At 59.1% G+C, this 21,437-nt stretch carries 23 protein-coding genes and 1 pseudogene; 9 read left to right on the plus strand and 15 right to left on the minus strand.

Going from position 1 to position 21,437, the window contains the following annotated elements:
- Positions 1–54 precede the first annotated feature (54 nt).
- Together J3361_RS05490 and J3361_RS05495 are read right to left on the minus strand one after the other, a co-directional pair.
- Positions 55–135 (minus strand): annotated as a pseudogene (locus J3361_RS05490) (type II toxin-antitoxin system mRNA interferase toxin, RelE/StbE family); the annotation flags it as partial.
- On the minus strand, positions 128–367 hold the full coding sequence (locus J3361_RS05495; protein WP_207963130.1) for a type II toxin-antitoxin system RelB/DinJ family antitoxin: 240 nt from the start codon (positions 365–367) through the stop codon (positions 128–130). The gene J3361_RS05495 and the pseudogene J3361_RS05490, both read right to left, overlap by 8 nt.
- Before the next feature lie 564 nt (positions 368–931).
- On the opposite strand from J3361_RS05495, the gene J3361_RS05500 reads away from it, so the two are divergent.
- From J3361_RS05500 to J3361_RS05515, 4 genes are all read left to right on the plus strand, one after another.
- The gene (locus tag J3361_RS05500) at positions 932–1,210 is read left to right on the plus strand and encodes a DUF3077 domain-containing protein (RefSeq protein ID WP_024619250.1); all 279 of its coding nucleotides are present in this window, start codon (positions 932–934) and stop codon (positions 1,208–1,210) included.
- Positions 1,211–1,490: 280 nt separating this feature from the next.
- Entirely contained in the window at positions 1,491–1,742 is a 252-nt protein-coding gene (locus tag J3361_RS05505; protein WP_207963132.1) for a helix-turn-helix transcriptional regulator, read from the plus strand.
- Positions 1,735–3,000: a type II toxin-antitoxin system HipA family toxin gene (locus tag J3361_RS05510; protein ID WP_207963134.1), complete on the plus strand. Its 1,266-nt coding sequence runs from the start codon at positions 1,735–1,737 to the stop codon at positions 2,998–3,000. The genes J3361_RS05505 and J3361_RS05510 overlap by 8 nt, the downstream gene beginning before the upstream one ends.
- Positions 3,001–3,285: 285 nt before the next feature.
- Entirely contained in the window at positions 3,286–4,893 is a 1,608-nt protein-coding gene (locus J3361_RS05515; RefSeq protein WP_207963135.1) for a methyl-accepting chemotaxis protein, read from the plus strand.
- Positions 4,894–5,054: 161 nt separating this feature from the next.
- Here the strand turns inward: J3361_RS05515 and J3361_RS05520 are convergent, their stop codons facing one another.
- The 4 genes from J3361_RS05520 to J3361_RS05535 form a co-directional block, all read right to left on the minus strand.
- Positions 5,055–5,732, minus strand: a complete 678-nt coding sequence (locus J3361_RS05520) for an RES family NAD+ phosphorylase (protein ID WP_207963136.1) — start codon at positions 5,730–5,732, stop codon at positions 5,055–5,057.
- Positions 5,732–6,142, minus strand: coding sequence for an MbcA/ParS/Xre antitoxin family protein (locus J3361_RS05525; protein WP_060739641.1), 411 nt, complete (start codon positions 6,140–6,142; stop codon positions 5,732–5,734). The genes J3361_RS05520 and J3361_RS05525 overlap by 1 nt, the downstream gene beginning before the upstream one ends.
- A gap of 96 nt (positions 6,143–6,238) precedes the next feature.
- Complete coding sequence (locus J3361_RS05530) at positions 6,239–6,553, minus strand: type II toxin-antitoxin system YafQ family toxin (protein ID WP_041475662.1); 315 nt, start codon at positions 6,551–6,553, stop codon at positions 6,239–6,241.
- Positions 6,519–6,809, minus strand: a complete 291-nt coding sequence (locus tag J3361_RS05535; RefSeq protein WP_207963137.1) for a type II toxin-antitoxin system RelB/DinJ family antitoxin — start codon at positions 6,807–6,809, stop codon at positions 6,519–6,521. Before J3361_RS05535 ends, J3361_RS05530 begins: the two co-directional genes overlap by 35 nt.
- Before the next feature lie 450 nt (positions 6,810–7,259).
- Between J3361_RS05535 and J3361_RS05540 the strand changes: the two genes are divergently transcribed.
- Positions 7,260–8,186, plus strand: a complete 927-nt coding sequence (locus J3361_RS05540) for a LysR family transcriptional regulator (protein WP_207963138.1) — start codon at positions 7,260–7,262, stop codon at positions 8,184–8,186.
- Here the strand turns inward: J3361_RS05540 and J3361_RS05545 are convergent.
- From J3361_RS05545 to J3361_RS05585, 9 genes are all read right to left on the minus strand, one after another.
- The gene (locus J3361_RS05545) at positions 8,103–8,420 is read right to left on the minus strand and encodes an AzlD domain-containing protein (protein WP_186707272.1); all 318 of its coding nucleotides are present in this window, start codon (positions 8,418–8,420) and stop codon (positions 8,103–8,105) included. The genes J3361_RS05540 and J3361_RS05545 overlap by 84 nt on opposite strands.
- Entirely contained in the window at positions 8,399–9,112 is a 714-nt protein-coding gene (locus J3361_RS05550) for an AzlC family ABC transporter permease (RefSeq protein WP_207963139.1), read from the minus strand. The genes J3361_RS05545 and J3361_RS05550 overlap by 22 nt, the downstream gene beginning before the upstream one ends.
- Positions 9,109–9,546: a GNAT family N-acetyltransferase gene (locus J3361_RS05555; protein ID WP_207963140.1), complete on the minus strand. Its 438-nt coding sequence runs from the start codon at positions 9,544–9,546 to the stop codon at positions 9,109–9,111. Before J3361_RS05555 ends, J3361_RS05550 begins: the two co-directional genes overlap by 4 nt.
- A 13-nt stretch (positions 9,547–9,559) precedes the next feature.
- The gene (locus J3361_RS05560; protein WP_207963141.1) at positions 9,560–10,306 is read right to left on the minus strand and encodes a 2OG-Fe dioxygenase family protein; all 747 of its coding nucleotides are present in this window, start codon (positions 10,304–10,306) and stop codon (positions 9,560–9,562) included.
- A gap of 290 nt (positions 10,307–10,596) precedes the next feature.
- Positions 10,597–11,883: an OprD family porin gene (locus tag J3361_RS05565; protein ID WP_207963143.1), complete on the minus strand. Its 1,287-nt coding sequence runs from the start codon at positions 11,881–11,883 to the stop codon at positions 10,597–10,599.
- A gap of 249 nt (positions 11,884–12,132) precedes the next feature.
- The gene (locus J3361_RS05570) at positions 12,133–12,804 is read right to left on the minus strand and encodes a DsbA family protein (protein ID WP_207963145.1); all 672 of its coding nucleotides are present in this window, start codon (positions 12,802–12,804) and stop codon (positions 12,133–12,135) included.
- A gap of 304 nt (positions 12,805–13,108) precedes the next feature.
- Entirely contained in the window at positions 13,109–13,309 is a 201-nt protein-coding gene (locus J3361_RS05575; protein ID WP_207963147.1) for a hypothetical protein, read from the minus strand.
- A gap of 244 nt (positions 13,310–13,553) precedes the next feature.
- Positions 13,554–14,660 (minus strand): agmatine deiminase, encoded by a 1,107-nt coding sequence (gene aguA, locus J3361_RS05580; protein WP_207963149.1) that lies wholly within the window; start codon positions 14,658–14,660, stop codon positions 13,554–13,556.
- A 260-nt stretch (positions 14,661–14,920) separates the two neighbouring features.
- Positions 14,921–17,833, minus strand: a complete 2,913-nt coding sequence (locus tag J3361_RS05585; protein ID WP_207963150.1) for an aminotransferase — start codon at positions 17,831–17,833, stop codon at positions 14,921–14,923.
- Between the two features lie 207 nt (positions 17,834–18,040).
- Between J3361_RS05585 and rfbB the strand changes: the two genes are divergently transcribed.
- From rfbB to rfbD, 4 genes are read left to right on the plus strand one after another with little or no spacing between them, the layout of a single operon-like run.
- Positions 18,041–19,123 carry a dTDP-glucose 4,6-dehydratase gene (gene rfbB / locus J3361_RS05590; RefSeq protein WP_207963153.1) on the plus strand — a complete coding sequence of 361 codons (1,083 nt, stop codon included), beginning with the start codon at positions 18,041–18,043 and terminating at the stop codon, positions 19,121–19,123.
- Positions 19,120–19,995: a glucose-1-phosphate thymidylyltransferase RfbA gene (gene rfbA / locus J3361_RS05595; RefSeq protein ID WP_207963155.1), complete on the plus strand. Its 876-nt coding sequence runs from the start codon at positions 19,120–19,122 to the stop codon at positions 19,993–19,995. The genes rfbB and rfbA overlap by 4 nt, the downstream gene beginning before the upstream one ends.
- The gene (gene rfbC / locus J3361_RS05600; protein ID WP_207963157.1) at positions 19,992–20,537 is read left to right on the plus strand and encodes a dTDP-4-dehydrorhamnose 3,5-epimerase; all 546 of its coding nucleotides are present in this window, start codon (positions 19,992–19,994) and stop codon (positions 20,535–20,537) included. Before rfbA ends, rfbC begins: the two co-directional genes overlap by 4 nt.
- Positions 20,534–21,418: a dTDP-4-dehydrorhamnose reductase gene (gene rfbD, locus J3361_RS05605; RefSeq protein WP_207963158.1), complete on the plus strand. Its 885-nt coding sequence runs from the start codon at positions 20,534–20,536 to the stop codon at positions 21,416–21,418. The genes rfbC and rfbD overlap by 4 nt, the downstream gene beginning before the upstream one ends.
- The last annotated feature ends 19 nt before the right edge of the window (positions 21,419–21,437 follow it).

The raw sequence follows: 21,437 nt of genomic DNA on the forward strand, positions 1-21,437 counted from the left end.
GCGGATCTTACCCGGCTCAGGATTCGCAATCACAGATTGGTACCGAACCTCATCTTTTTTGAGCTGCTCACGGACGGTATTCCCTAGCTTTTGCCATTCCTTTAGTGCCCGTGCATCGAATTCGAGGCTATAGGTCGTCTAGCGAAACCTTAACCCGCCGCGGAGCTGCGAGTCGCTCGCGCAACGTTGCGAACAAGGCTTCATCGTCTTCGGTCATCAAGACGGGCTTGAACGGCAACTGGCCGCGCTCCGCTACGTACTGCAAGGCTTGGCGCATCAGCTCGGAAGGGGTCACGCCGAGCTTTTCCAGTTCGCGGTATTCACGCGCCTTGAAGTCGTCGTCGATACGGACGTTGATGGAAGCCATGAGACGGCCCTCACTGTAATGACATTGGTCTTTACATTGAAGGAAAAGCCTGAATCCGGCGAGTCCCAGAACTCACCCACCTCCAATCCGGGGTTACAAATGCTTTCATTAGGACGTTGACGACCTTTTCCAGCAACCTAAAATGGCTGCCAAATACCCGCCAAGCCTAGGTTGACCCGGTCAGCATGCTCAAATCGTGCGGGTTTTTTATGCGCTAAAACGATGAGATGTTTCGGCATATCCGCGCATGCAAAACGAAGCCCTCCCCCGCCAGCATCGCGCCACGATTGCACCCTAACCAATCGCCCGCTACTCTCTGACCGTCGCTGCCAATTCAGCGACCGGGCGTAGGAAACCCGAAGTAAATCAAGGCGCATCAGCTGCGTCTCGCTTACTATTGCAGGCGCTTTTTTTGTGTCTGCGATATGCGTTATGGCGGCTGTGCGCGGGACACCTTCGGGTGTGCCGGGTGCCTTGATTCCCGGTTTTCCTACCCCGTGCATGGCCGCCACCCAATCCCGTAGGAAAGGACGGTTGCGGCTCTCACAGTCAAGGAGCCAGACAATGCCAAATCCGCAAGACCTCAAAACCCCAGGCCTAACCCCCTTCTGCTACCACTCCGACCGCCCGCTCTTCCGCGTCAACAGCGGTATCCCCATCGGCGAAGCCCTGTCCCACGCCTCCGACCTGCTCCACGTTGCCAAGGTCCTGGCCGAGGACGCGGCGATGATTCGCAGTACGGATCGGTATGCCTGGGCGTCGTGTTATTTGCAGGATATGAGCAAGGCCGTCATCGATGATGTGGTGAAGGTGCTTGAGGCGCCAGGGAGCAATCCGGCCTAAGGGCTGCCACTGCAATGCTGCTCTGAGAGGGCAGCATTGAATTTTATTTGCAGAAGCGGATTAAAGAGGGGCTGCTTCAGCCCAGCGGGAGCAAGCTCTCTCGCAACAGGAAGCAAATTCTTACGAGATTTTCAGAAGCAAAGTTTCAGGTGGTGTGATCAGCGGTCAGGATGCTGAATGTCACTTCCCATTCGGGATGCCCGTCACAAGACGCTTGAAATGTCCGCTATTAAGGACATACTCAGGGATCTCTCGCAAAAAGTCCGTTATGGTGGACATCATGCTCATTCTAAATCCTTCAGCTCTCGGCGAAAGAATACGTTCGCTACGCCGTGCCAAAGGCTACAGCCAACAACGTCTCGCTGAAAAAGCCCACTGCAATCGCAAGACAATAATCGACCTTGAAGCCGGTGAAAACGTGGCCATGTACACCCTGTTTCGGGTCGTGTCTGCATTGGGAATGGCACTGGAAATCGTCGACAAACGCATTGATCTCAAATCTCTGGCAGATCTGGTGGAACATGATGAGTAGGGTCAAGTTGCTCAATGTCATGACACCACAAGGCTATAGCGGCGACTTGTCCAAAGGTTCGCAGTTCTCGTTTGCGTATGCCAGTGCCGAGGCGCCTCGGGAGGTTTCGCTGGTCATGCCCTATGACCCTACGCCTTCAGTTAGCAATGTCCTTCATCCGATATTCGACATGAATGTGCCTGAGGGTTTTCTGGCGGACCAGATCAAGCGTCGGATGGCCAGGCATATGCAAGTTGATGATATGCGCCTGTTGTCGGTAATAGGTGGCAACCAAATCGGGCGACTCAGCTATCTAAATCCTGTCGAGGCTTCGGTGCCTATTCTTGCTCAGGTCGGACTGCAGGACATTCTGTCGGCGGACATTTCACAAAGCGTTTTTGATTTTCTGGTCGATACGTATTTCGAGTCGGGTATTTCGGGTGTGCAGCCCAAGGTGCTCGTGCCTGACTTGGACAAGCTGACGGGTGATCGAAAAACCATGCTCAGCTCCGATCTGATCGTTAAATCCGGTGCTGAGGAGTATGCCCATCTGGCGCAAAACGAATTCCTTTGCCTGGAGGCGGCACGCCTGGCAGGGCTTGAAACGCCGCCATTCTGGCTCTCGGAAAACGGCGAGTTGTTTGTTATGGAGAGGTTCGACCTGACCCCTTCCGGACGGCTGGGGTTCGAAGACATGGCGGTATTGCTCGGCCTGCATAAAGACCCCCACGACAATTACAAATACTCCCAAAGCTACGAAATTCTCGCCGCAGTAGTGGAACAGGTATGCCGTCATGCTGAACCGCTTCGCGAGTTGGAATGCTTTTTTTCTTCGGTGTGCCTCTCGGTGATGGTGCGCAACGGCGACGCCCATCTAAAAAACTTTGGTGTTATCTATACGCATCCAGACGCACTGGAAAGCGTGCGGTTGGCGCCGGTTTTTGATGTCACCACCACCACGGTTTATGAACACTACAACCCCAAGTCTGGCCGCTCGCTGGTAGACCGCACATTGGCGATCAAGATGAACAAGGTAAAAACTTATCCTGATCGCAAGCAATTGATCGAGTTCGGTCGTAAGCATTGCAAAGTCGATAAGCCCGCCTTGATCATCGAACGAATCGCCGATGCGATGAGCCAGGCCCTGGCAAGCAGCGGGTATCGAATGGATGGAGGGTTGTTGGAGGGTATGCGAGGGGAGTGGGACGCGGGCCGGTTTGCCGCACTTTATGACTCGGCACCGTTGCGCTTCAGGGGGAAGCCATTGGCGCAAAAATGAACTCGGCTTATGGTTGCAAGGATCTTGAGCGTGCCGGCCCCCGTCGCAAAGGGAGCCTGCTCCCGCTCGGAGGCGAATCCGCCGTAAAACCGGTGCGTGCGATAGAGCTGGTAAAAGGAACGGGCTACCTATATCGCAGCCCAGCGCAAGCAAGCTCCCTCGCCACGGGCTCATCTAATCATTTCCCCCGCCGATAGCCTCGAATAAGGGCATTGCCTGTTCCAAGGCTCCGCTTGCGCTCGACTACACTTCCCAGAATTCCCCCGCTCCAAGGAGCAGTAAGCGATGAAGATCCGCACCAAGGTCATAGGCTCGGGGTTGGTCAGTCTTTCTTTTGCGTTGCTGCTCGGCGGTATCGGGTTGTGGGGTTATCACTCCATGACCGAGGCCCTGGTGCAGAATGAGACCAGTATTTCGGCCATGCGCAAGCACATGGAGGCGGACATGATGCACGACGCCATTCGTGCCGATGTACTCGCCGCTCTGCTGGTGAAGCCGGGCGATGCCCAGGGGGTGAAGGAAGTGTTGGAGGCGTTCGACGAGCATACGCAGCGGATGCGCAAGGTCATCGCGGAAAATGCCGAGGCGAAGTTGCCCGTAGATATCGCCAAGGCAATTGGCGAGCTCAAGCCCGAGGTTGAAACCTACATCGATAAAGCCAAGCAAGTCATCGGCAAGGCCTTGAACGGCGCCCAGGACGGCCAGGCGTTACGGGCAGAGTTCGACGGCGCGTTTTCGGCGCTGGAGGAACACAACGAGGCGGTGAGCGAACTGATCGAAAACCAGGCGCAGTCATCGCGTGAGCATCAGGACCACAGTATCCATACCTCGGAACGCTGGCTGATCGCGACGTTGCTGGCCACTTGCGTGGCGCTGGCGCTGTTGTCGTGGAGCCTGCTCAAGGCGGTGCTGACGCCGCTCAACAAGATCATCCTCAATACCCAGGCGATTTCCCAAGGGGATTTGCAGCGCTCGATGGGGGCCCAGGGCAAGGACGAGCTGGGTCAGTTGCAGGGCGTGATCGAGCAGATGCAGACCAATCTACGGCAGATGATCGCCACGATCCGCAGCCAGAGCGATGAGTTGCACGGCACGTCCCGGAATTTGGGCGATACGGCGCGGCAGATTGTGTCCAGCGCCGACCAGCAGGCCCAGAGCGCGACCAGCATGGCGGCGAGCATGGAGCAGATGATGGCGAACATCAGCCAGATCCATCAGCACGCCGACAGCGCCCGGACGATTTCAGCGCAGTCCGAGCATTTGGCGAGCAGCGGTGGCCAGGTGATTCTCGGGGTGGTGGAAGGCATGAACCGGATCGCCGAAGTGGTCAACCAGTCGTCCGGCAAGATTACGGCGCTGGACGCGTCTTCCGAGGACATTCATTCGATTATCCAGGTGATCAAGAGCATCGCCGAACAGACCAACTTGCTGGCGCTCAACGCCGCCATCGAAGCCGCCCGCGCCGGTGAGGCGGGGCGTGGTTTTGCGGTGGTGGCCGATGAGGTGCGCAACCTGGCGGCGCGCACGACGCAGTCCACCCAGGAAATCACCGCGATGATCGAGCGCATCCAGTCCAGCGCCCGGGACGCGGTGGCGAACATGCAGGCCTGTGTCAGCCGTGTGGACGAAGGCGTCAACCTGGCCCAGCAGGCCGGGGTGTCCATCAGCGAAATCCGCACCGGTGCCCGGCATGCGGCCGAAGTGGTGGAGGAAATTTCCCAGACCATTGCCGAGCAGTCCAAAGCCAGTGATGAAATGGCCCAGCGTGTGGAGTCGATTGCCGAGCAGTCCCGTGAAAACACCCGTTCCATTCACAACCTGACGCAAACGGCGGATCAATTGAACGATGCGGCGGGATCGATGCAGGCCTCAGTGCAGCAGTTCAAGATTTGATCAATAGACGCTCTTGTGGCGAGGGAGCTTGCTCCCGCTTGAGTGTGTAGCACTCATAAAAGGGGCTGCTGCGCAGCCCAGCGGGAGCAAGCTCCCTCGCCACGAGTTCACTCCCTATTAAGTAGCGTTGCTGATTCTGTCAGGTGCTTTTCTATTCCAACTCACACCTGACTCACCTCAAACACAAACGAAATCTCCCGCTTCTGGGCACTCCAGACGTACCGAATATGCTTGCCCTGCACCGGAATCGAAACCGCCGGCGGGCGAAACGCAGCCACGCATTCGTGGCCGGGCAATCGGACGCTGTGGTACAGCAGCCCCCACGACAGGGTTTCACGCAGTTGTCGGGCGAACACTTGAGATGGACCGTAGGCGGTAGGGTCCGGGTCGTGGAGGTGGGGATAATCGTGGCGGATGTCGTGCAAGGGTTTGACGACCTTGTTGACGTAGGTGCGCATGGTCAACTCGAGGTCGGGCTCGTTGGTCGCGCCGAGGAATCGTGCCTGGTGGTAGCAGGTTTCGGCAATGGCCGCTTCCTGGCTGCTAGCGGCGTAATAGACGCCAAAGGTGCCGTCGCTGAAGCGGCTGCTTTTGCCGATGTGAGTAAACGCTGCCATTACTGGTGACGAGCCGGGCCCGGAGATACGGTCCTCAGGGCGTACCCGGGACAGCACCCCAGCCTGTTCCATCAGCCGATCATTGGTCAACGCTTCCAGGGCGTAGGCGGTGGGCAGGTCTTCAGGGTCGAGTACGTCTTCAAACAGCGAAATCGGCGGGAAGCTGCTGTTGACGATCCGATAGGCCCGTTTCCATTGCGGGTCCGCCAGTGGTGGCACCATCAGCCGCGCACTCCGTCGAGGTATCGCCGCACGTCAGCGATGTCCACCACCCGACCGGTCAACATGTAGGACAGCGCCGACTGGCCGTTGAACGGGGCCGCGGTGTTGGGGCTGCTGACCCACTGATAAGCACGGTCCCGGCTGTTGCTGAAGATGATGCTCAGCGCCTTGTGGATACCCATGAGGTAGGAAATGCGCTCCAGCGTATCGCGAGGCAGCCTCACGTTTTCCGGCAATTGCTTGTACTTGTAGAAGGTCGTATTTCCCACCTTGCCCAATAAGGTGCGCTGCTGCTCGACGCTGCAGCCCCAGAGCGCCATGAGGTTGAAGAAAAACTTCAACGCTACTCGACCCGCGTCCGGGGAATCCAATTGCTGCTGTGCGTTGAGGGTGATGGAGGAAGTCGCCATGGGTTTGGGCTCCTTTGTAGCGGGGTGGTGCTTAGAGGATAGTACAGATGCGGATTATTTTTAATTTTTTATTCGCAAGTGGACTCCACAAATTCCCTATTTGAACAATTCGGCATGACTTCCCAAGTCAACAAACGTAACCAGGTCCGGGCGTGAATGCTCATAAATCAACAAAAAGTCACCGCCAATATGGCACTCTCGAAATCCAACCCAGTTACCAGTCAAGGCATGATCCATGTATTCGCTCGGTAGCTGCTCACCCAAAAAAAGCATGACCATCACATGACGCACTTCATTCATATCGCGCCGCCCTGCCCGTTTGTAACGCTCCCAGGATTTTTTGAATTCAGACGTATATGCACATTGCTTCGGCAATTCAGCGCGCTTTTGCTTTTCTCCCGGTTTCGCCATCAGCCTCTCTCAGCATGTCGTCTATCGAGTTGAATCGTTGACGGATATCCCGTGCCTCAATCATGGCCCGGGCGGTCTTGTCCGAAGGCACTCGTATTTCGAATGGAAGCCCCTGAGTCTCAACAACCTGGCGCAGGAAAAGACGCATCGCGTCGCTAACACTCAATCCGCAGGCGTTCAAAACCTCGGTGGCACGAGCCTTCAAGTCCTCATCAATGCGGCAACGCACGTCGGTGGTTTTTAATAATGCACCCATGAAATAAACCTCATCGCTAAATTTGTAGCTACATTGGCGCTACCTCAAAAACATTGTGGTGGGACTGCCGCCATGGGTCAACGTCAGGTGGATAAGCGGCCTTGCATGGATAACAGCAGGTTTGGCATCGCCTGTATTAAGGGGCGTATTTCAACCTGAGTTTCCAAGGACGGATATCAGAGCGATCAGCCATGATGTTGGGAGTGTTCCGAGACTCACGCAGGATTTTTCGCAAGACAGTCCACCTATGACCCTGCTAACTGATCCCGGCCAGCAACGACTGGGCAAAATCCCCAAATCCCGCATAAGCTCCAATAATCGCCTCTCGGCGCTTTTCGGCACAAAATCGCGACAAGCGTGGCAAGGTGCATGATGATAGCCAGCATGCCCCCCTGGCCCGGCCCAGGTGCACAACAATAGCGAGCCCACTTAAGCAGAGGGCATTACCTCATGGATAGCAGAACCCTACGCAACCTCATGCGTATCGTGCAGACCGGCTCGTTGTCGGCAGCGGCCGAGCATTCGTGCCTCACGGTGCAGGCGTTGGCGGCGCAGTTGAACAAGGTCGAGGAGCAATTTGGTTTCCGGTTGTTCCGGCGCTCGAACAAAGGCCTGACGTTGACGAGCCAAGGCTCGGAACTGACGCCCTTCATGGACCAGGTGCTGGTTGCCACCCGACAATTGGAAGAAAAAGTCGCAGCGCTCAAGACGCCGCGACAGCGCACGCTCAAAGTGGCGCTCAATACCACCCTGCCGACGGAGTTCAACCGGCGGATGATCGATCGGTTGATCGCCGTATTCCCTCAGTATCAGCTGGAATTCAGCTACGCCGAGTCGATGGAGAACCTGAGCAAGCTCAGGAATGAAGATTTTGACCTGGCGATCCTGATCGGGCAGCAACAAAGTGGTTTTACCAGCATCACCATGCCGGATGTGCAGGTGCAGGTGGTCGGTGCCCATTGTGGCGACGAAGACGACTCCCTTGGCCTGCTCGGTGACAAGTTTCAGGTGCGTCCGGCAGAAGAATGTCCGTATTCCCACAGCTTCCTGCGTTTTCTCGACGCTGGCCTGGGCGAATACGGGTCGAGCCAGCGCATGGTCTATTCCTGCAGCGAGACGCTGACGTTGTCGTTGATCACGCAACTCGATGGCCTGGGGCTGGTGTCCCGGGAGGCCGCGCTGGGCAGCGGCCTGGCGATTTTCCCGGACTTCGAGGACTTCCTGGAGGTCCGCCTGGCGGTGAATAATCCGGAGCTGTCTGGCCAGGCGCTGCACGATGTGGTGGACCTGAGGCTACAGGAACGAACCGAGCGCGATGTACGCCGCCGTGCCCAGCGCCACACTGAGAAACAGGTTGCGGCTGAAATACGCACATAACAGCGTCGGAATCGCAGCATAAAACTCAGGGCGATCGAGTTGTATCTGCTGGTCCTTGATCAACAACGGGGTCAGGCTGATCGCAGCGACGATCGCCACGGGCAGGTATTCCAGGGCACGGGCGACGAAGGGCGGCCAGTGGTCGGTATTGATCTGCAACGGCAGGGCGCGCGGCAGGAAGGTTACGGCCATCATCAGGACCACGACCAGGATCAGGAACGTTTGGTCAGGCATACGCCTACCCCGCAGCCAACGAACGTGGCAATGAAGACATTGAACGGCGAGCTGCCCAGCAGGCTCAGCCCGCCCATGCAGACGACAGCCGCCAGGGCCGCGATCAGTTTGTTGCGCGTATCGCACAATGAAACCAGCACATAGAGCATCATCGCCGTCAGGGCATAGTCGAGCTGGTATTTGATCAGGTGCGCCGCGTATTGCGCGCACACCGCACCCAGCAAACCGCCCAATACCCAGGATGTGTGGCAAAACAGGTTGAAGCCGACCAGGTAGCGCACGCTCACCGGCGCCCCGCTGCCGAGCTTGACGCTGTGGAAAGCGAACGACTCATCCGTCAGCCCCGCCGCGTAGCACCAGCGTTCGAAACGACTGAGCCCCAGCGCGCGCAGGGCCTTAGCCATGTAGACCGACATCAGCATGTGCCGGGCATTGATCAAAAACGTAGTAAGCACGATGGTGGTCAGCGAGGCACCGCTGGAGATCAACGCCAGCGCCGCGAATTGCGAAGCGCCCGCGTAGACGAACAGGCACATCGCTACCGGCAACCACAGGGGCAGCCCGGCGTTGACCGCCATCAGACCGAACACAAACGAAACCGTGAAATAACCCGCTACCACCGGACTGGCTTCAGCAAAGGTACGCGAGGCTTGTGGTTCGACCGCCAGCGGCTGGCTGGAAGTCTTGCTCATAAATCCCTCTCGAAGGTGATTTCACCCCGGGGCTCACAGAACCCCTGGGCCGCCCAAAAACGCTTGCCGGCCAGATTAGCATCGTCGACGAAAAGGAACATGCGCAGCACGCCTACCCGCTTCATGTCAGCCGATGCGGCCTCGACCAGGCGCTGGCCCAGGCCCCTGGTGCGATGCTGAGGGCTGACCGCCAAGTGATTGATCGTGCCACGGGTACCGAGCATACCGCCGATCACCGCGCCCACCACTTCACCGCTCGCATCGATGGCCAGGTAAGCGGTGGTGGTGTCCTGCAACAACACACCGCGCAAGAATCGGGCATCCTGCCATTCGCAGAACGACACTTCGTCGAAACCGCGAAAGAACCGTTCCAGCCGCTCGGCGTCCCGGACCATGGCCCGACGCAACAGGACTTGCTGCGTCAGGTCGTCCATGGGTTCGAGCCGTTCAGCGAACAATGTCGAAAGCGGTCCCGGGCCGCGAGAAGGAGATGGCGAGGATCTGCCGATACGCCATGTCATGGCTATGGGTGTTGCGCGCCGGGGTCACGTAATGGCGCATGTCGCGATCCAGGAAAAACGTGGTGTCGAGGATGTCCTCGTAGGTCGTTGCCGCCAGTTGTTCTTCCTGGGCGGTGTACAAGCGGCTTTCCGCACCCGCCACATTCTGACGGCCCCAGAAGTGCACGCCGCTGAACGGATAACCGTCGCAGTGAATCCCTTCAGGGGTAATTTCCAATTGTTTGCCCGGCTTGATCTCGATGCGGATCTGATGGATCTGGCACTGCCAGATTTCATCGTGCAGTTCCTGCGGCAGGACGTTCTTGTACACCTCGAAATCCGTGTCGATCAGGCTGCGCATCACCGGCGAGTTGATCACTTCGTTGGAGAAATCCTCGAAGTGCCGCTCCATTCCGCCGACATAACTGTTGTTGGCCTTGGACTGAACGTATGCCCGATGTTCGAGCTGCGTGAGTTCGCGGGTCGTCGGGTTGTATTCGAAGTCGCTGTAGCGGCGAAAACGCATGCCTGACTCGGCCTGGCCGTAATAACTGTCGGGCTCCATGTTTTCCCAGCTTTTGGTCAGCCGGACAAAGTCGCCGAAATGACCGTAGAGGTTGAAGTCCCCACCGCGAACGTTGACGTATTTGTCACGTCTCAGCGCTTCGCCCACTTCCCTGTTCAGAACGATCATTTTTCATAGGTCTCCACTGCATTGAGCGGCCTAATCTAGTAGGTGCAGGATTTACGTCCATGAGAAAGTATTTGAGGCATTTCAAGCGGCGCTTGAAACGGTGGGCAATGTTGCATTAGTACGATTTTTTCTCGGGTAAACAGGCGATTCCAGCGGCTTTTCTTGAGCTAAAAGCAAAAAGAACCCGAGCTTGGCGTCGCCATGCTGTTCACTTCAGGCAGGCATGAATCAACGGTGGCGAGGGAGCTTGCTCCCTCGCCACCGTTATCGACTTACAACCTGATCAGGCATCAGAAGACGCTGATCGGATAATCCACAAACACCCGCAGCTCATTACCACTGACGTTGTACTCGCTGGACTTCTGCGACACCCGCAGCACGGAACTGCGCAACCTTACGCTCAAGTCCTTGGCCGGGCCGCTCTGGACCACGTATTTGAACTGGTTGAAGATCTCGCGCTCGGTACCGCCTTCGCTGGTAGAGGTGGTGATGTTATCGCCACGTACGTAAGCGACGTTATAGGTCAGGCCCGGTACGCCGAAGGTGGTGAAATCCAGGCCGTAGCCCAACTGCCAGCTGCGCTCGTCCTCAGCATTGAAGTCGGACCAGTAGGAGTTGGCCAGGTAGATCGTGTTGCCGCCATCACCCACACGGTTCTGCCCGCGCTGATAACCGCCATACGCATAACCCAGGTTGCTGTCGCCGGTGCTGCGCTGGTGGGCGAGCGTGAAGCTGTGGGGGCCGGTGGCGAAAGTAGCGGCCAGGCTCCAGATCTTGTTGTCGTCGCCGGTGACGTTGTTTTCGCGAACGTAGCTGTTGTCCAGCTTGGTGCGATAACCGTTGAAGTCCAGGGTCAGGGATTGATCCTTGGCCAGTGGGAATACGTAGTTGGCGTTCACGTATTGCTTCTTCAATACGTCTTCGACATCCGAGGCATAGAGCGAAGCCTTGAACTGCTCGGTGAACTGATAGCTGCCGCCCAAGACGTTGATCGACTTCAGGCCGCCGCTGTCACGGCCTTCGGCACTCTTGCGCGACTCGGCGGTGAAACGGCCGGCGTTCAGTTCCAGTCCCTTGATCTCCTTGGAGGTGATCAGCGTGCCGGTGTAGCTTTCCGGCAGCAGGCGCGAGTTGTCATAGCTCAGCACCGGCAGGGCGGGCATCTGGTCACCGTAGGCCAGTACGGTATTGGAAACGCGGAACTTGACCGCTGCCCCGAACTTGGACAGATCATCGGCCGCGTTGCCACTGTCGCCCTGCTTGAAGAAATCGATGCCTTGCGCACCGCTACGACCCTTGCCGCCGTCCAGACGCAACGCGTACAGGCCAAAGGCATCGACACCCACGCCCACCGTGCCTTGGGTGAAACCGGACGAGAACGTACCGATGGCCGCCTGGCCCCATTCGGCCTTGTCCTCGTTGCCGTCTTTGTAGTCGCGATTCATATAGGCGTTGCGCAACAGCACTTTCAAGCTGCTGTCTTCAACGAATCCCTTTGACTCCGCCTGGTCGTTGGCCATGGCGTGTGTCGTGCTCAAGATCCCCAGTGCGATCAAACTAATGCGCTTGTTCAACATGATTATTTTCCTTGTACGGGTTGATACGCACCGCGACGAGCAGCCGAAATGGCGCTTTGCGCTCTTTTTCGGACTCTTGCTCCTGAAAATAATGAAAAGGCCCGCCCACGAGTGATCGTGTCGGGCCTTTTTATTATTTAAGAGTCATGGCTGTCAGCCACAGGCGTAGGACGAATCCTAGTCGCGCCCTCAACAGTGTGTCAATTTCGTGAATCGTCTGTAATTAGGCGAAAAACATCTAAGAACCGATCAAAACGAACAACCATCCAAACCGCAACTTGCCGATGGCGCAGATGTTTGTTCCGGCGCGGCTCGCTTCAGCCATTGGGCGAATGCCTCGGGCTTGCCCAGCCAGGGGCCGATGTCGATCAGCGTGAACTGGCCATCCCGATCCAAAGCCAAGGTTGGAAAGCCCTGGCCGCCAACCTGGGCCAACAAGGCGCGACTGGCCTTGATATGCCTTTGCACATCAGCCGCGCGGAACGCCGACAGGAACGCCTGGGCCGGCAGGCCGATGGATTGAGCGAGTTCCAGCAGGACGACGTCGTCCGCGATGCGCCGGCCTTCGACGTAGTGTGCGGTTTGCAGCCGTCCGAGCAGTTCCAGGCCATGGCCGCCGAGCTGTTCGGCCGCCAGGACGGCGGCGGTCGGCGGCGCCGAATCGAACACCGCGCTGTGGTCACGCAGCAAACCATCGAAGTAGGCCTCGCCAAAAGGCTGCCCGGAGTATTCGGCGATGCGCCGGTCGTGGGGCATCACATAATTGCGCAATTGTGGCGAGACCTGCTGGCGATTGGTGCCGGTCATCATGCCGCCGCCATGGGCGATCACTGGCAATACGGCCTGGGCCGCCTGCACCAGCGGTTTGGCGCCGTAGCACCAACCGCACAGCGGGTCGTAGATGTAATGGAGAGTGGTCATGGAAAACTCCGCTAGCCATGAGGATTCGATGGCAGCAGGGTAGCCTCGACAGTTCTACGGAAAAACGCTGGAACGGTTTTCAGTGTGTTGCGTGGATCGGGCGAATAGCCGCTGAATTGAAACGCCACCTCCTGTGGGAGCGAGCCTGCTCGCGATGGCGGCGTGTCAGTCGACATCAGTGGCATTGATCCACCGCTATCGCGAGCAGGCTCGCTCCCACAAGGATCCGGGTGAGCTTGAAAACCAGCAGACACAAAAAAAGCGCTGCCATCCCGGCCAGCGCTTTTTATCAATCCGTCGAATTCTATCCTTGCATCACATCCCACAGCGCTTCCAGCTCAGCCTCGCTGAACAGGCCAGCGGGGTAGCGCTCAATGATCATCCGGCGCGGATCAGGTTCCCTGATCTGACGCGTTCCATTGGACTTCAACCACTGCGCCAACGCTTGAAGCGACTCACCATTTACGGCCAAGGGATGGCATGTGCGCTCGCTTGTCATATTCATTCCAGCGCCCTCTCCTGGTTGATGAGCGGCTAATTTATCCAAGGTTTATGACAAAACAACTCAGCTCCCTTCCCCGGAACTGCCGCTGATCCAATACAAGAGCTATGCCAATGTATCCATGCCCAGCGGCGAACAGACACAAAAAAACCCGCGACCCAATCGGGCCGCGGGCTTGCCGGGATGGATCCAAAATCAGCGACTTAGAACCGGTGCAGGCATTATCGCCAGGCTGTTACATCGCCACTCATTTTACGAACGGCGCGGGTTGCTGTTGAGTAAGGCAATGGATATTCCCGCCACCCAGTAACAGTTCGCGGCCTGGCACCATGACCACTTCGTGCTGCGGGAACAGGTTCTGCAGGATGTCCCTGGCCGTTGCATCCAGCGGGTCGTTAAAACTCGGCGCAATGATGCCGCCGTTGACGATCAGGAAGTTCACATAGGAACCGGCCAGTCGCACGGTTGGGTTGCGTTCCTGGGAACCTTCCACCGCATCCACGCCCGCGCATTCCTCTTCGGTGGCATACAACGGCCCCGGGATCGGCATTTTATGCACTGTGAACGAGCGCCCCTTGGCATCCGTGCTGTTTTGCAGCACGTCCAACGCCGCGTGGCAGCGGGTGTAGTTCGGGTTTTGCGGGTCGTCGGTCCAGGCAAGCAGGACTTCGCCAGGCCGTACGTAGCAGCAGAAGTTATCCACATGACCGTCGGTTTCGTCATTGAACAGACCGTCCGGCAGCCAGATGATCTTGTCCACGGCCAATTGCGCACTGAGCACCGCCTCGATCTCCTCACGGCTCATGTGCGGGTTGCGATTGCGGTTGAGCAGGCACTCCTCCGTGGTGATCACGGTGCCTTCGCCGTCCACATGGATCGACCCACCCTCGAGCACGAAACCTTCGGTGCGATAACGCGGGCTGCGCTCGAGCTCGAGGATCTTGCCGGCCACTTGCGAATCACGGTTCCACGGCGCGTACAGGCCGCCGTCAAAGCCGCCCCAGGCATTGAAGTCCCAGTCGATACCGCGCACTTCACCGCTGTCATTGATCACGAACGTCGGGCCGGTATCGCGGACCCAGGCGTCGTCGCTGGACATTTCCACCAGGCGGATATTCGGCACGTCGAGGCGCGCCCGGGCATTTTCGTATTGGCCCGCGGACACCGCCACGGTCACCGGTTCAAAACGGGCGATGGCCTTGGCGACCGCCACGTGGGCAGCTTGTGCGGGCTTGCCGCCCAAGCGCCAGTTGTCCGGGCGCTCGGGCCAGATCATCCAGACCTGGGTCTGGGTCGCCCATTCGGCAGGCATGTGGAAACCATCCGCGCGCGGAGTGCTGTGCAACGTTGTCATGGGTCATCTCCTGGGCGATAGGCAGTGGTCACTTTATAGACGATAAATATCGACTAATAAAGTCACAAAAACCGACAGCAATCAAAAATCCTCTTAAAACATCGACAAAAATCGATTTTATGACGAGAAAACCTGTGGGAGCGGGCTTGCTCGCGAAGGCGGCGGCACATTCAGCATCAATGCCATCTGAACCACCGCTTTCGCGAGCAAGCCCGCTCCCACAGGGGAATACAGCTTCACAGCTCGGCATTCCAGATCGATTACAGCCCCTCGTCCAATACCTTCATCAGCATATCGACAAAGAAATCCACACTCTGGCGCGTAGTCACCATCGGCGGTTTGATCTTGAGGATGTTCAGGTAGTCACCCGTCGGTTGCATGAAGATGCCCAGCTCCCGCAGGCGATTGCACAGCGCCGTAGTTTCCTCGGTGGCCGGCTCCAGAGTATCGCGGTCGCGGATCAGCTCCACACCCAGGTAGAACCCAGAGCCGTGCACCGCACCGACCAACGGATACTGATCGATCAAGGCCTCCAGTCGAGCTTTGAAATGCCCGCCCACCACCCGGGCGTTTTCCCAGAGATTGTCCTCCTCCATGACATCCAGCACCGCCATGCCGATCTGGCAACTGACCGGGCTGCCGCCGGCCGACGAGAAGAAATACCCCTCGGCCTCCAGCGCCTCGGCGATTTCCCGGCGAGTGATGACCGCGCCCAGCGGCTGGCCGTTGCCCATGCCCTTGGCCATGGTGATGATGTCCGGCACCACGCCTTGCTCTTCGAAACCCCAGAAGAACTCGCCCATGCGCCCGTAACCGACCTGCACCTCGTCGGCGATGCAGACCCCACCGCGCTCGCGCACCATCGCGTAGACCTGCTTCAGGTAACCGGGCGGCAGTGCGATCCCACCGGCGTTGCCGTACACCGGCTCGCAGATGAAACCGGCCAGTTGGCGTTTGCTCTCGGCAATTTTCGCCAGGTTGTGTTCGACGCTGCGCACGTAATCCGGCGCGCTGTCGGGGCCACGGAATTCGCCGCGATAGGTGTTCGGCGCTGTCACCGGATGCACCCAGTCCGGGCGACTGCTCAGGGCCTGGGGGTTGTCGGCGATGGAGGTCGATACCGCATCGGCCGCTACTGACCAGCCGTGATAGGCCTCCAGCACGCTGAGCATGTCCCGTCCGCCGCTGTAGGCCCAGGCCAGGCGGATCGCCAGATCGTTGGCCTCGGTGCCGCTGTTGACCAGGAACACTCGGTCCATGTTGGAGGGCGACAGCGCCAGCAGGCGCTCGGAAAACTCGGCGATCGCCGCATAGTGGAAACGCGAGTTGGTATTGAGCAGCGACCATTGCCGGGCAGCCACGGCCGCCATGCGTGGATGACCATGGCCCAGCACGGCGACGTTGTTGAGCATGTCCAGGTACGAGCGCCCTTGCATGTCGATCAAATGGTTGCGCCAGCCCCGCTCGATGCGCGGCGGATCGACGTAATAGTGTTTCTGTGAACGGGCAAAGCTCGCATCGCGACGAGCCAGCAGTACCTCGGGATCGATCTCTGGCTCGGCATCGCACGCCAGCCCCAGCAACACCGCCGGCGAAGGGCACAGCGCCTGCCAGGCCAGGGCCCTGGAAGGCGTGCAGAACAGTGGCGGATTCACTTGGGCGCCCCGGCACAACTGGACACACAACGACCCCGTCACTTCGCCCAGCACTTGTCCCTTGACCAGCGCCGCGCCGGACTGCAGCGGCGACGTCACGCCCCACAACCGCACGCTCAACTGTGTACTGTCCAATTGCAACATGCCATCGGCGGACTTGTGCACAACCCCGGCGAACGGAGATTCGAGCGGCGTTCCCCGAGGCACACTCAACGCCACGTGCAAGGGATAAGTGTCGGGTTCGACGGCGCTGTCCGGCCGGGTGCGAGACAAGCGGTACTGCCCATAGCGGCTGGCCGCCAGACCATGAACACCGGCGGCTTCATCCAGTAGGCGCTGGTCGATTCCCGGCTGCTCCCAGTTGCCGGCCTCGAAATGCGGGCTCAGCACTCCCAGGTCGATCAGGGCGAACTCACGCCCTACCAGGGTCGGCAACAGCGGCGCAAAGCCCTCGCTGGCAATGGCCGGCAGGCTGTGGCCGACGGCAGTGAGAATCGCCGCTTCCATCAGTTCGAAGGGCACCGAGTGGGCGACGCGGAAAATCTCCCACTCATGGGCCAGGTTGTCGCGGCTGTATTGGTTGTCCGGGTCGATGGAAACCTGCTGCTCACCGCTGAGCACCAGCACTGCGGCGCGCGCCACGATCAGCGGCCACAGCGCCAACAGTTCCTGGTGCTGCAAGGGGTTGATCGCGTGGTAGGCCTTGATCGCCGGCAAGATAAAGAACGGATCGCCGTCGGCGTGATGCAGCAGGGCTGCGCACGTCACCGACAAGTCAGTAATGCGCCAGGTACGGATCAGGTCGCCAAAATCGATAACGCCTTGCAATTGCCATTGGCGCTGGGCATCGCGCTGCCAGACCACATTATCATCGGTGATGTCCATGTGGATCGCCTGCACCGGCAGGCTGGCCTTGAGCGGCTGCAAGCGCCGTTCGGCCTGTTGCGCGACCTCGGCGACCTGATGACGCCGCTGTTCATCCTCGATGACGGGCAACAGGTAATCGACCAGGGCCGGGGCATGGCGCGCGTCCCATTGCAGGGTGCGCTCCAGGCCCGGGTGGTCGAATGTCGCCAAGGTCAGGTCCATTTCCGCGCACAGGCGGCCCAGGCCTGTCACCAGCTCGGGCGTCAGGTGCTTGAGCTGCGTGAGAGACTGGCCGTCGATGTATTCCAGCAGACGCATGTGAATCGCCTGGCCGTCGACGTCCAAGGTCAGCAGATCCTGGCCGCTAATCGCCGCAATGACCCGCGGCACTTTCACCCCGTCGTGTCCGGCCAAGTGCTTGAGGGCGGCATGTTGGGCCTGGATTTCCTGGACAGCGTAGTCACCGTGGCAAATTTTCAACACAAAGCGCCCGCGCTCGCTGTCGACGCGGTAGTTGAGGTCCTGGTTGCTGCCAAGGGGTCGCAGGTCGCCGCTGAGTCCGTAATTCGAGCGCAGCAGTACCAGCGCTTGCTCGGCGCTGATCTGTGGGCTTGGCAAACTGGCGCGGTGAACCAACGTAGCGAGTGGCATACAAGGACCCCTGAGGTGGTTTTGTTCGGATGCCTATCTCGCCACTGAGCCGAGGGATAAGCAACCCCTCCTGTTCAAAAATATGCACAGCCCTCCTGGGAAGCTGTTTAGGAGGGTCTGCCTGTGGGATATTCGCTTGCACCGCTCCCGCCATGCCGACAAGCTATGCTCCTGTGCTTTGTCGTTCCACGGAAAAAGGCTTACCCGATGCGCATTCTCATCACTGGCGGTGCTGGCTTCATCGGCTCGGCGCTCATACGGCATTTGATTCTCGATACCGAGCACCTTGTCCTGAACCTCGACAAGCTGACCTACGCCGGCAATCTCGAATCGCTGAGCAGCATCGATCACGACAGCCGCTACGAATTCGTCCAGGCCGATATAGTGGATCAAGCGGCTGTCAGTGCGGTGCTGGCGCGATTCCAACCTGACGCCATCATGCACTTGGCGGCCGAGTCCCATGTGGACCGCTCCATCGATGGCCCGGCGGACTTCATCCAGACCAACATCGTGGGCACCTACAGCCTGCTGGAAGCCACCCGGGCGTATTGGCAGGCTTTGGCCGAACCGCAGAAGCGCGCGTTTCGCTTTCACCACATCTCCACCGATGAAGTGTACGGCGACTTGCACGGCGTGGACGACCTGTTCACCGAAACCACAGCCTATGCCCCAAGTTCACCGTATTCGGCGAGCAAGGCGGCGTCCGATCATCTGGTCCGCGCCTGGCAACGCACCTACGGCTTGCCCGTACTGTTGACCAACTGCTCGAACAACTATGGGCCGTTTCACTTCCCCGAGAAGTTGATCCCCCTGGTGATTCTCAATGCGCTGGCCGGTAAACCGCTGCCGGTCTACGGCAACGGCCAGCAAGTGCGCGACTGGCTGTTCGTCGAAGACCATGCCCGTGCGCTGCTCAAAGTCGTCACCCAGGGCGTAATCGGCGAGACGTACAACATTGGCGGGCACAACGAACAAAAAAACATCGACGTGGTGCGCAGCATCTGCGCGTTGCTCGAAGAGCTGGCGCCACGTAAACCCGAAGGCGTCGAGCACTATGCCGACCTGATCAGCTTCGTCCAGGACCGCCCCGGCCATGACCTGCGCTACGCCATCGACGCCAGCAAGATCGAACGGGAACTGGGCTGGACACCTCAAGAAACCTTCGAGACCGGGCTGCGCAAGACGGTGCAGTGGTATCTGGAAAACCTGCTGTGGTGCCAACGGGTCCAGGACGGCAGTTACCAGGGCGAGCGCCTGGGCTCGCTCGACAACAAGGATGCAATTGCATGATGAAAGGCATTGTCCTGGCCGGCGGTTCCGGCACCCGCCTGCACCCGATTACCCTCGGGGTTTCCAAGCAGCTCTTGCCGATTTATGACAAACCGATGATCTATTACCCGATCTCGGTGCTGATGCTCGCAGGCATCAAGGACATCCTGATTATTTCCACCCCTCAGGATCTGCCGCAATACCGCAACCTGTTGGGCGACGGTCAACAGTTTGGTGTGAATTTCAGCTATGCCGAGCAGCCGACGCCCGATGGTCTGGCCCAGGCGTTCCTGATCGGCGAGGAATTCATTGGCGACGACTCGGTGTGCCTGATCCTGGGCGACAACATTTTCCACGGTCAGTATTTTGGCGAGCAACTGCAGACCGCCATCAACCGCCCGAGTGGCGCCACGGTGTTCGGCTACTGGGTCAAGGACCCTGAGCGTTTTGGCGTGATCGACTTCGATCCGGAAGGGCGGGCGATGTCCATCGAAGAAAAACCCACCGCACCCAAATCCAGCTACGCGGTGACCGGCCTGTATTTCTACGACAACGATGTGATCGAGATCGCCAAGGCCATCAAGCCATCCAAACGCGGCGAACTGGAAATCACCGACGTCAACAATGCGTACCTGAAACGCGGCGACCTGCACGTCGAGCGCTTCGGCCGTGGTTTCGCCTGGCTGGACACCGGCACCCACGACAGCCTGCTGGAAGCCTCGCAATACGTACAGACCATCGAACATCGCCAAGGCCTGAAAGTGGCATGCCTGGAAGAAATTGCCTACCAGCAAGGTTGGGTCAGCCGCGAGCACATCCTTGAGCGCGCCCAGTATTTTGGCAAGACCGGCTACGGCCAGTACCTGTTCAAGATCGCCGGAGAAACACGTTGAACGTCATCGCCACCCGTTTGCCGGACGTCTTGATCATCGAACCGAAAGTCTTCGGCGACGACCGGGGTTTTTTCTACGAAAGCTTCAATGCCCGGGCGTTTGCCGAGGCGACCGGCTGCAACTTGCAGTTCGTCCAGGACAACCATTCCCGCTCCACCCGGGGCGTGCTGCGTGGCCTGCACTACCAGATCGAAAAGGCCCAGGGGAAACTGGTTCGCGTCACGGCCGGGGAAGTGCTGGATGTCGCGGTGGACATCCGCCGCAGCTCGCCGACCTTCGGCCAATGGGCGGGTGTTCGTCTGTCGGCGCAGAATCATCGGCAACTGTGGGTGCCGCCAGGCTTCGCCCACGGTTTCGTCGTGCTGAGCGAGTCGGCGGACTTCCTCTACAAGACCACCGATTACTACGCCCCCGCGGCCGAACGCTGCATCCGCTGGAACGACCCGCAACTGGGCATCGATTGGGAACTGGACGGCGCGCCGATCCTCTCGGCCAAGGACCAGAACGGCAAGGCCTTGTACGAGGCAGACCTGTTCCCATGAGTACTTCCTTGCGCATCCTGATCATCGGCCGCAATGGCCAGGTTTCCCGAACGCTCCAGTCGCGCCTGAGCGGCATGGGCGAGTTGCTCATATGCGGCAGCGACCAGCTTGACCTGGCGCAGGCGGATTCCCTGCGCGCCCCCATCAAGGCCCTGAAACCCGGCCTGATCATCAATGCCGCCGCCCACACGGCCGTCGACCAGGCTGAGAGCGAGCCGGAACGGGCGTTCGCCATCAATGCGACGGCGCCGGGCATCCTGGCCCAGGCAGCGGCTGAACTGGGCATCCCGTTGATTCACTACTCCACCGACTACGTCTTCGATGGCCTCAAGCCCACCCCCTACACCGAGGACGACACGCCCAACCCGCTGAGTGTCTACGGGCGCAGCAAACTGGCCGGCGAAAATGCCATCCGCCAGGCGGGCGGCCAGCACCTGATCCTGCGCACCAGTTGGGTGTACTCCACCGAAGGGCGCAATTTCCTGTTGACCATGCAGCGCCTGTTGCAGGAAAAACCGCAGCTGCGGGTGGTGGCCGATCAGATCGGTGCACCCACGTGGGCCGACACCATTGCCGACAGCACCGCGCAACTGATCGAGCGTTGGCAGACCGGCCACCCCGGCGCCTGGGGCACCTATCACCTGACAGCCCGGGGGGAGACGTCCTGGTTCGGTTTCGCCCAGGCCATCGGCGAAAACCTGCTCGAGCGACACAAGCCGTGTGCACGACTGGAGCCCATTGCGTCCAGCGACTACCCGACGCCGGCCCCTCGACCGTTGAACTCGCGCCTCGATTGCAGCCGCCTGTCCAAGGAATGGGCGGTGAGCCAGCCCGACTGGCGAAGCGCGTTGCAGCAGTGTCTGGCCGGACAAGTCTGGTAAGGCCTTACAAATAGTATTT

It is taken from the genome of Pseudomonas sp. OA65, from assembly GCF_017498305.1.
Lineage (GTDB): Bacteria > Pseudomonadota > Gammaproteobacteria > Pseudomonadales > Pseudomonadaceae > Aquipseudomonas > Aquipseudomonas zanjanensis.

Bases quoted from the DNA above. Each gene is read 5' to 3' on its own strand.
- J3361_RS05495 (WP_207963130.1), bottom strand. From the start codon at position 367: ATGGCTTCCATCAACGTCCGTATCGACGACGACTTCAAGGCGCGTGAA.
- J3361_RS05500 (WP_024619250.1), top strand. From the start codon at position 932: ATGCCAAATCCGCAAGACCTCAAAACCCCAGGCCTAACCCCCTTCTGC.
- J3361_RS05505 (WP_207963132.1), top strand. From the start codon at position 1,491: ATGCTCATTCTAAATCCTTCAGCTCTCGGCGAAAGAATACGTTCGCTA.
- J3361_RS05510 (WP_207963134.1), top strand. From the start codon at position 1,735: ATGAGTAGGGTCAAGTTGCTCAATGTCATGACACCACAAGGCTATAGC.
- J3361_RS05515 (WP_207963135.1), top strand. From the start codon at position 3,286: ATGAAGATCCGCACCAAGGTCATAGGCTCGGGGTTGGTCAGTCTTTCT.
- J3361_RS05520 (WP_207963136.1), bottom strand. From the start codon at position 5,732: ATGGTGCCACCACTGGCGGACCCGCAATGGAAACGGGCCTATCGGATC.
- J3361_RS05525 (WP_060739641.1), bottom strand. From the start codon at position 6,142: ATGGCGACTTCCTCCATCACCCTCAACGCACAGCAGCAATTGGATTCC.
- J3361_RS05530 (WP_041475662.1), bottom strand. From the start codon at position 6,553: ATGGCGAAACCGGGAGAAAAGCAAAAGCGCGCTGAATTGCCGAAGCAA.
- J3361_RS05535 (WP_207963137.1), bottom strand. From the start codon at position 6,809: ATGGGTGCATTATTAAAAACCACCGACGTGCGTTGCCGCATTGATGAG.
- J3361_RS05540 (WP_207963138.1), top strand. From the start codon at position 7,260: ATGGATAGCAGAACCCTACGCAACCTCATGCGTATCGTGCAGACCGGC.
- J3361_RS05545 (WP_186707272.1), bottom strand. From the start codon at position 8,420: ATGCCTGACCAAACGTTCCTGATCCTGGTCGTGGTCCTGATGATGGCC.
- J3361_RS05550 (WP_207963139.1), bottom strand. From the start codon at position 9,112: ATGAGCAAGACTTCCAGCCAGCCGCTGGCGGTCGAACCACAAGCCTCG.
- J3361_RS05555 (WP_207963140.1), bottom strand. From the start codon at position 9,546: ATGGACGACCTGACGCAGCAAGTCCTGTTGCGTCGGGCCATGGTCCGG.
- J3361_RS05560 (WP_207963141.1), bottom strand. From the start codon at position 10,306: ATGATCGTTCTGAACAGGGAAGTGGGCGAAGCGCTGAGACGTGACAAA.
- J3361_RS05565 (WP_207963143.1), bottom strand. From the start codon at position 11,883: ATGTTGAACAAGCGCATTAGTTTGATCGCACTGGGGATCTTGAGCACG.
- J3361_RS05570 (WP_207963145.1), bottom strand. From the start codon at position 12,804: ATGACCACTCTCCATTACATCTACGACCCGCTGTGCGGTTGGTGCTAC.
- J3361_RS05575 (WP_207963147.1), bottom strand. From the start codon at position 13,309: ATGAATATGACAAGCGAGCGCACATGCCATCCCTTGGCCGTAAATGGT.
- aguA (WP_207963149.1), bottom strand. From the start codon at position 14,660: ATGACAACGTTGCACAGCACTCCGCGCGCGGATGGTTTCCACATGCCT.
- J3361_RS05585 (WP_207963150.1), bottom strand. From the start codon at position 17,833: ATGCCACTCGCTACGTTGGTTCACCGCGCCAGTTTGCCAAGCCCACAG.
- rfbB (WP_207963153.1), top strand. From the start codon at position 18,041: ATGCGCATTCTCATCACTGGCGGTGCTGGCTTCATCGGCTCGGCGCTC.
- rfbA (WP_207963155.1), top strand. From the start codon at position 19,120: ATGATGAAAGGCATTGTCCTGGCCGGCGGTTCCGGCACCCGCCTGCAC.
- rfbD (WP_207963158.1), top strand. From the start codon at position 20,534: ATGAGTACTTCCTTGCGCATCCTGATCATCGGCCGCAATGGCCAGGTT.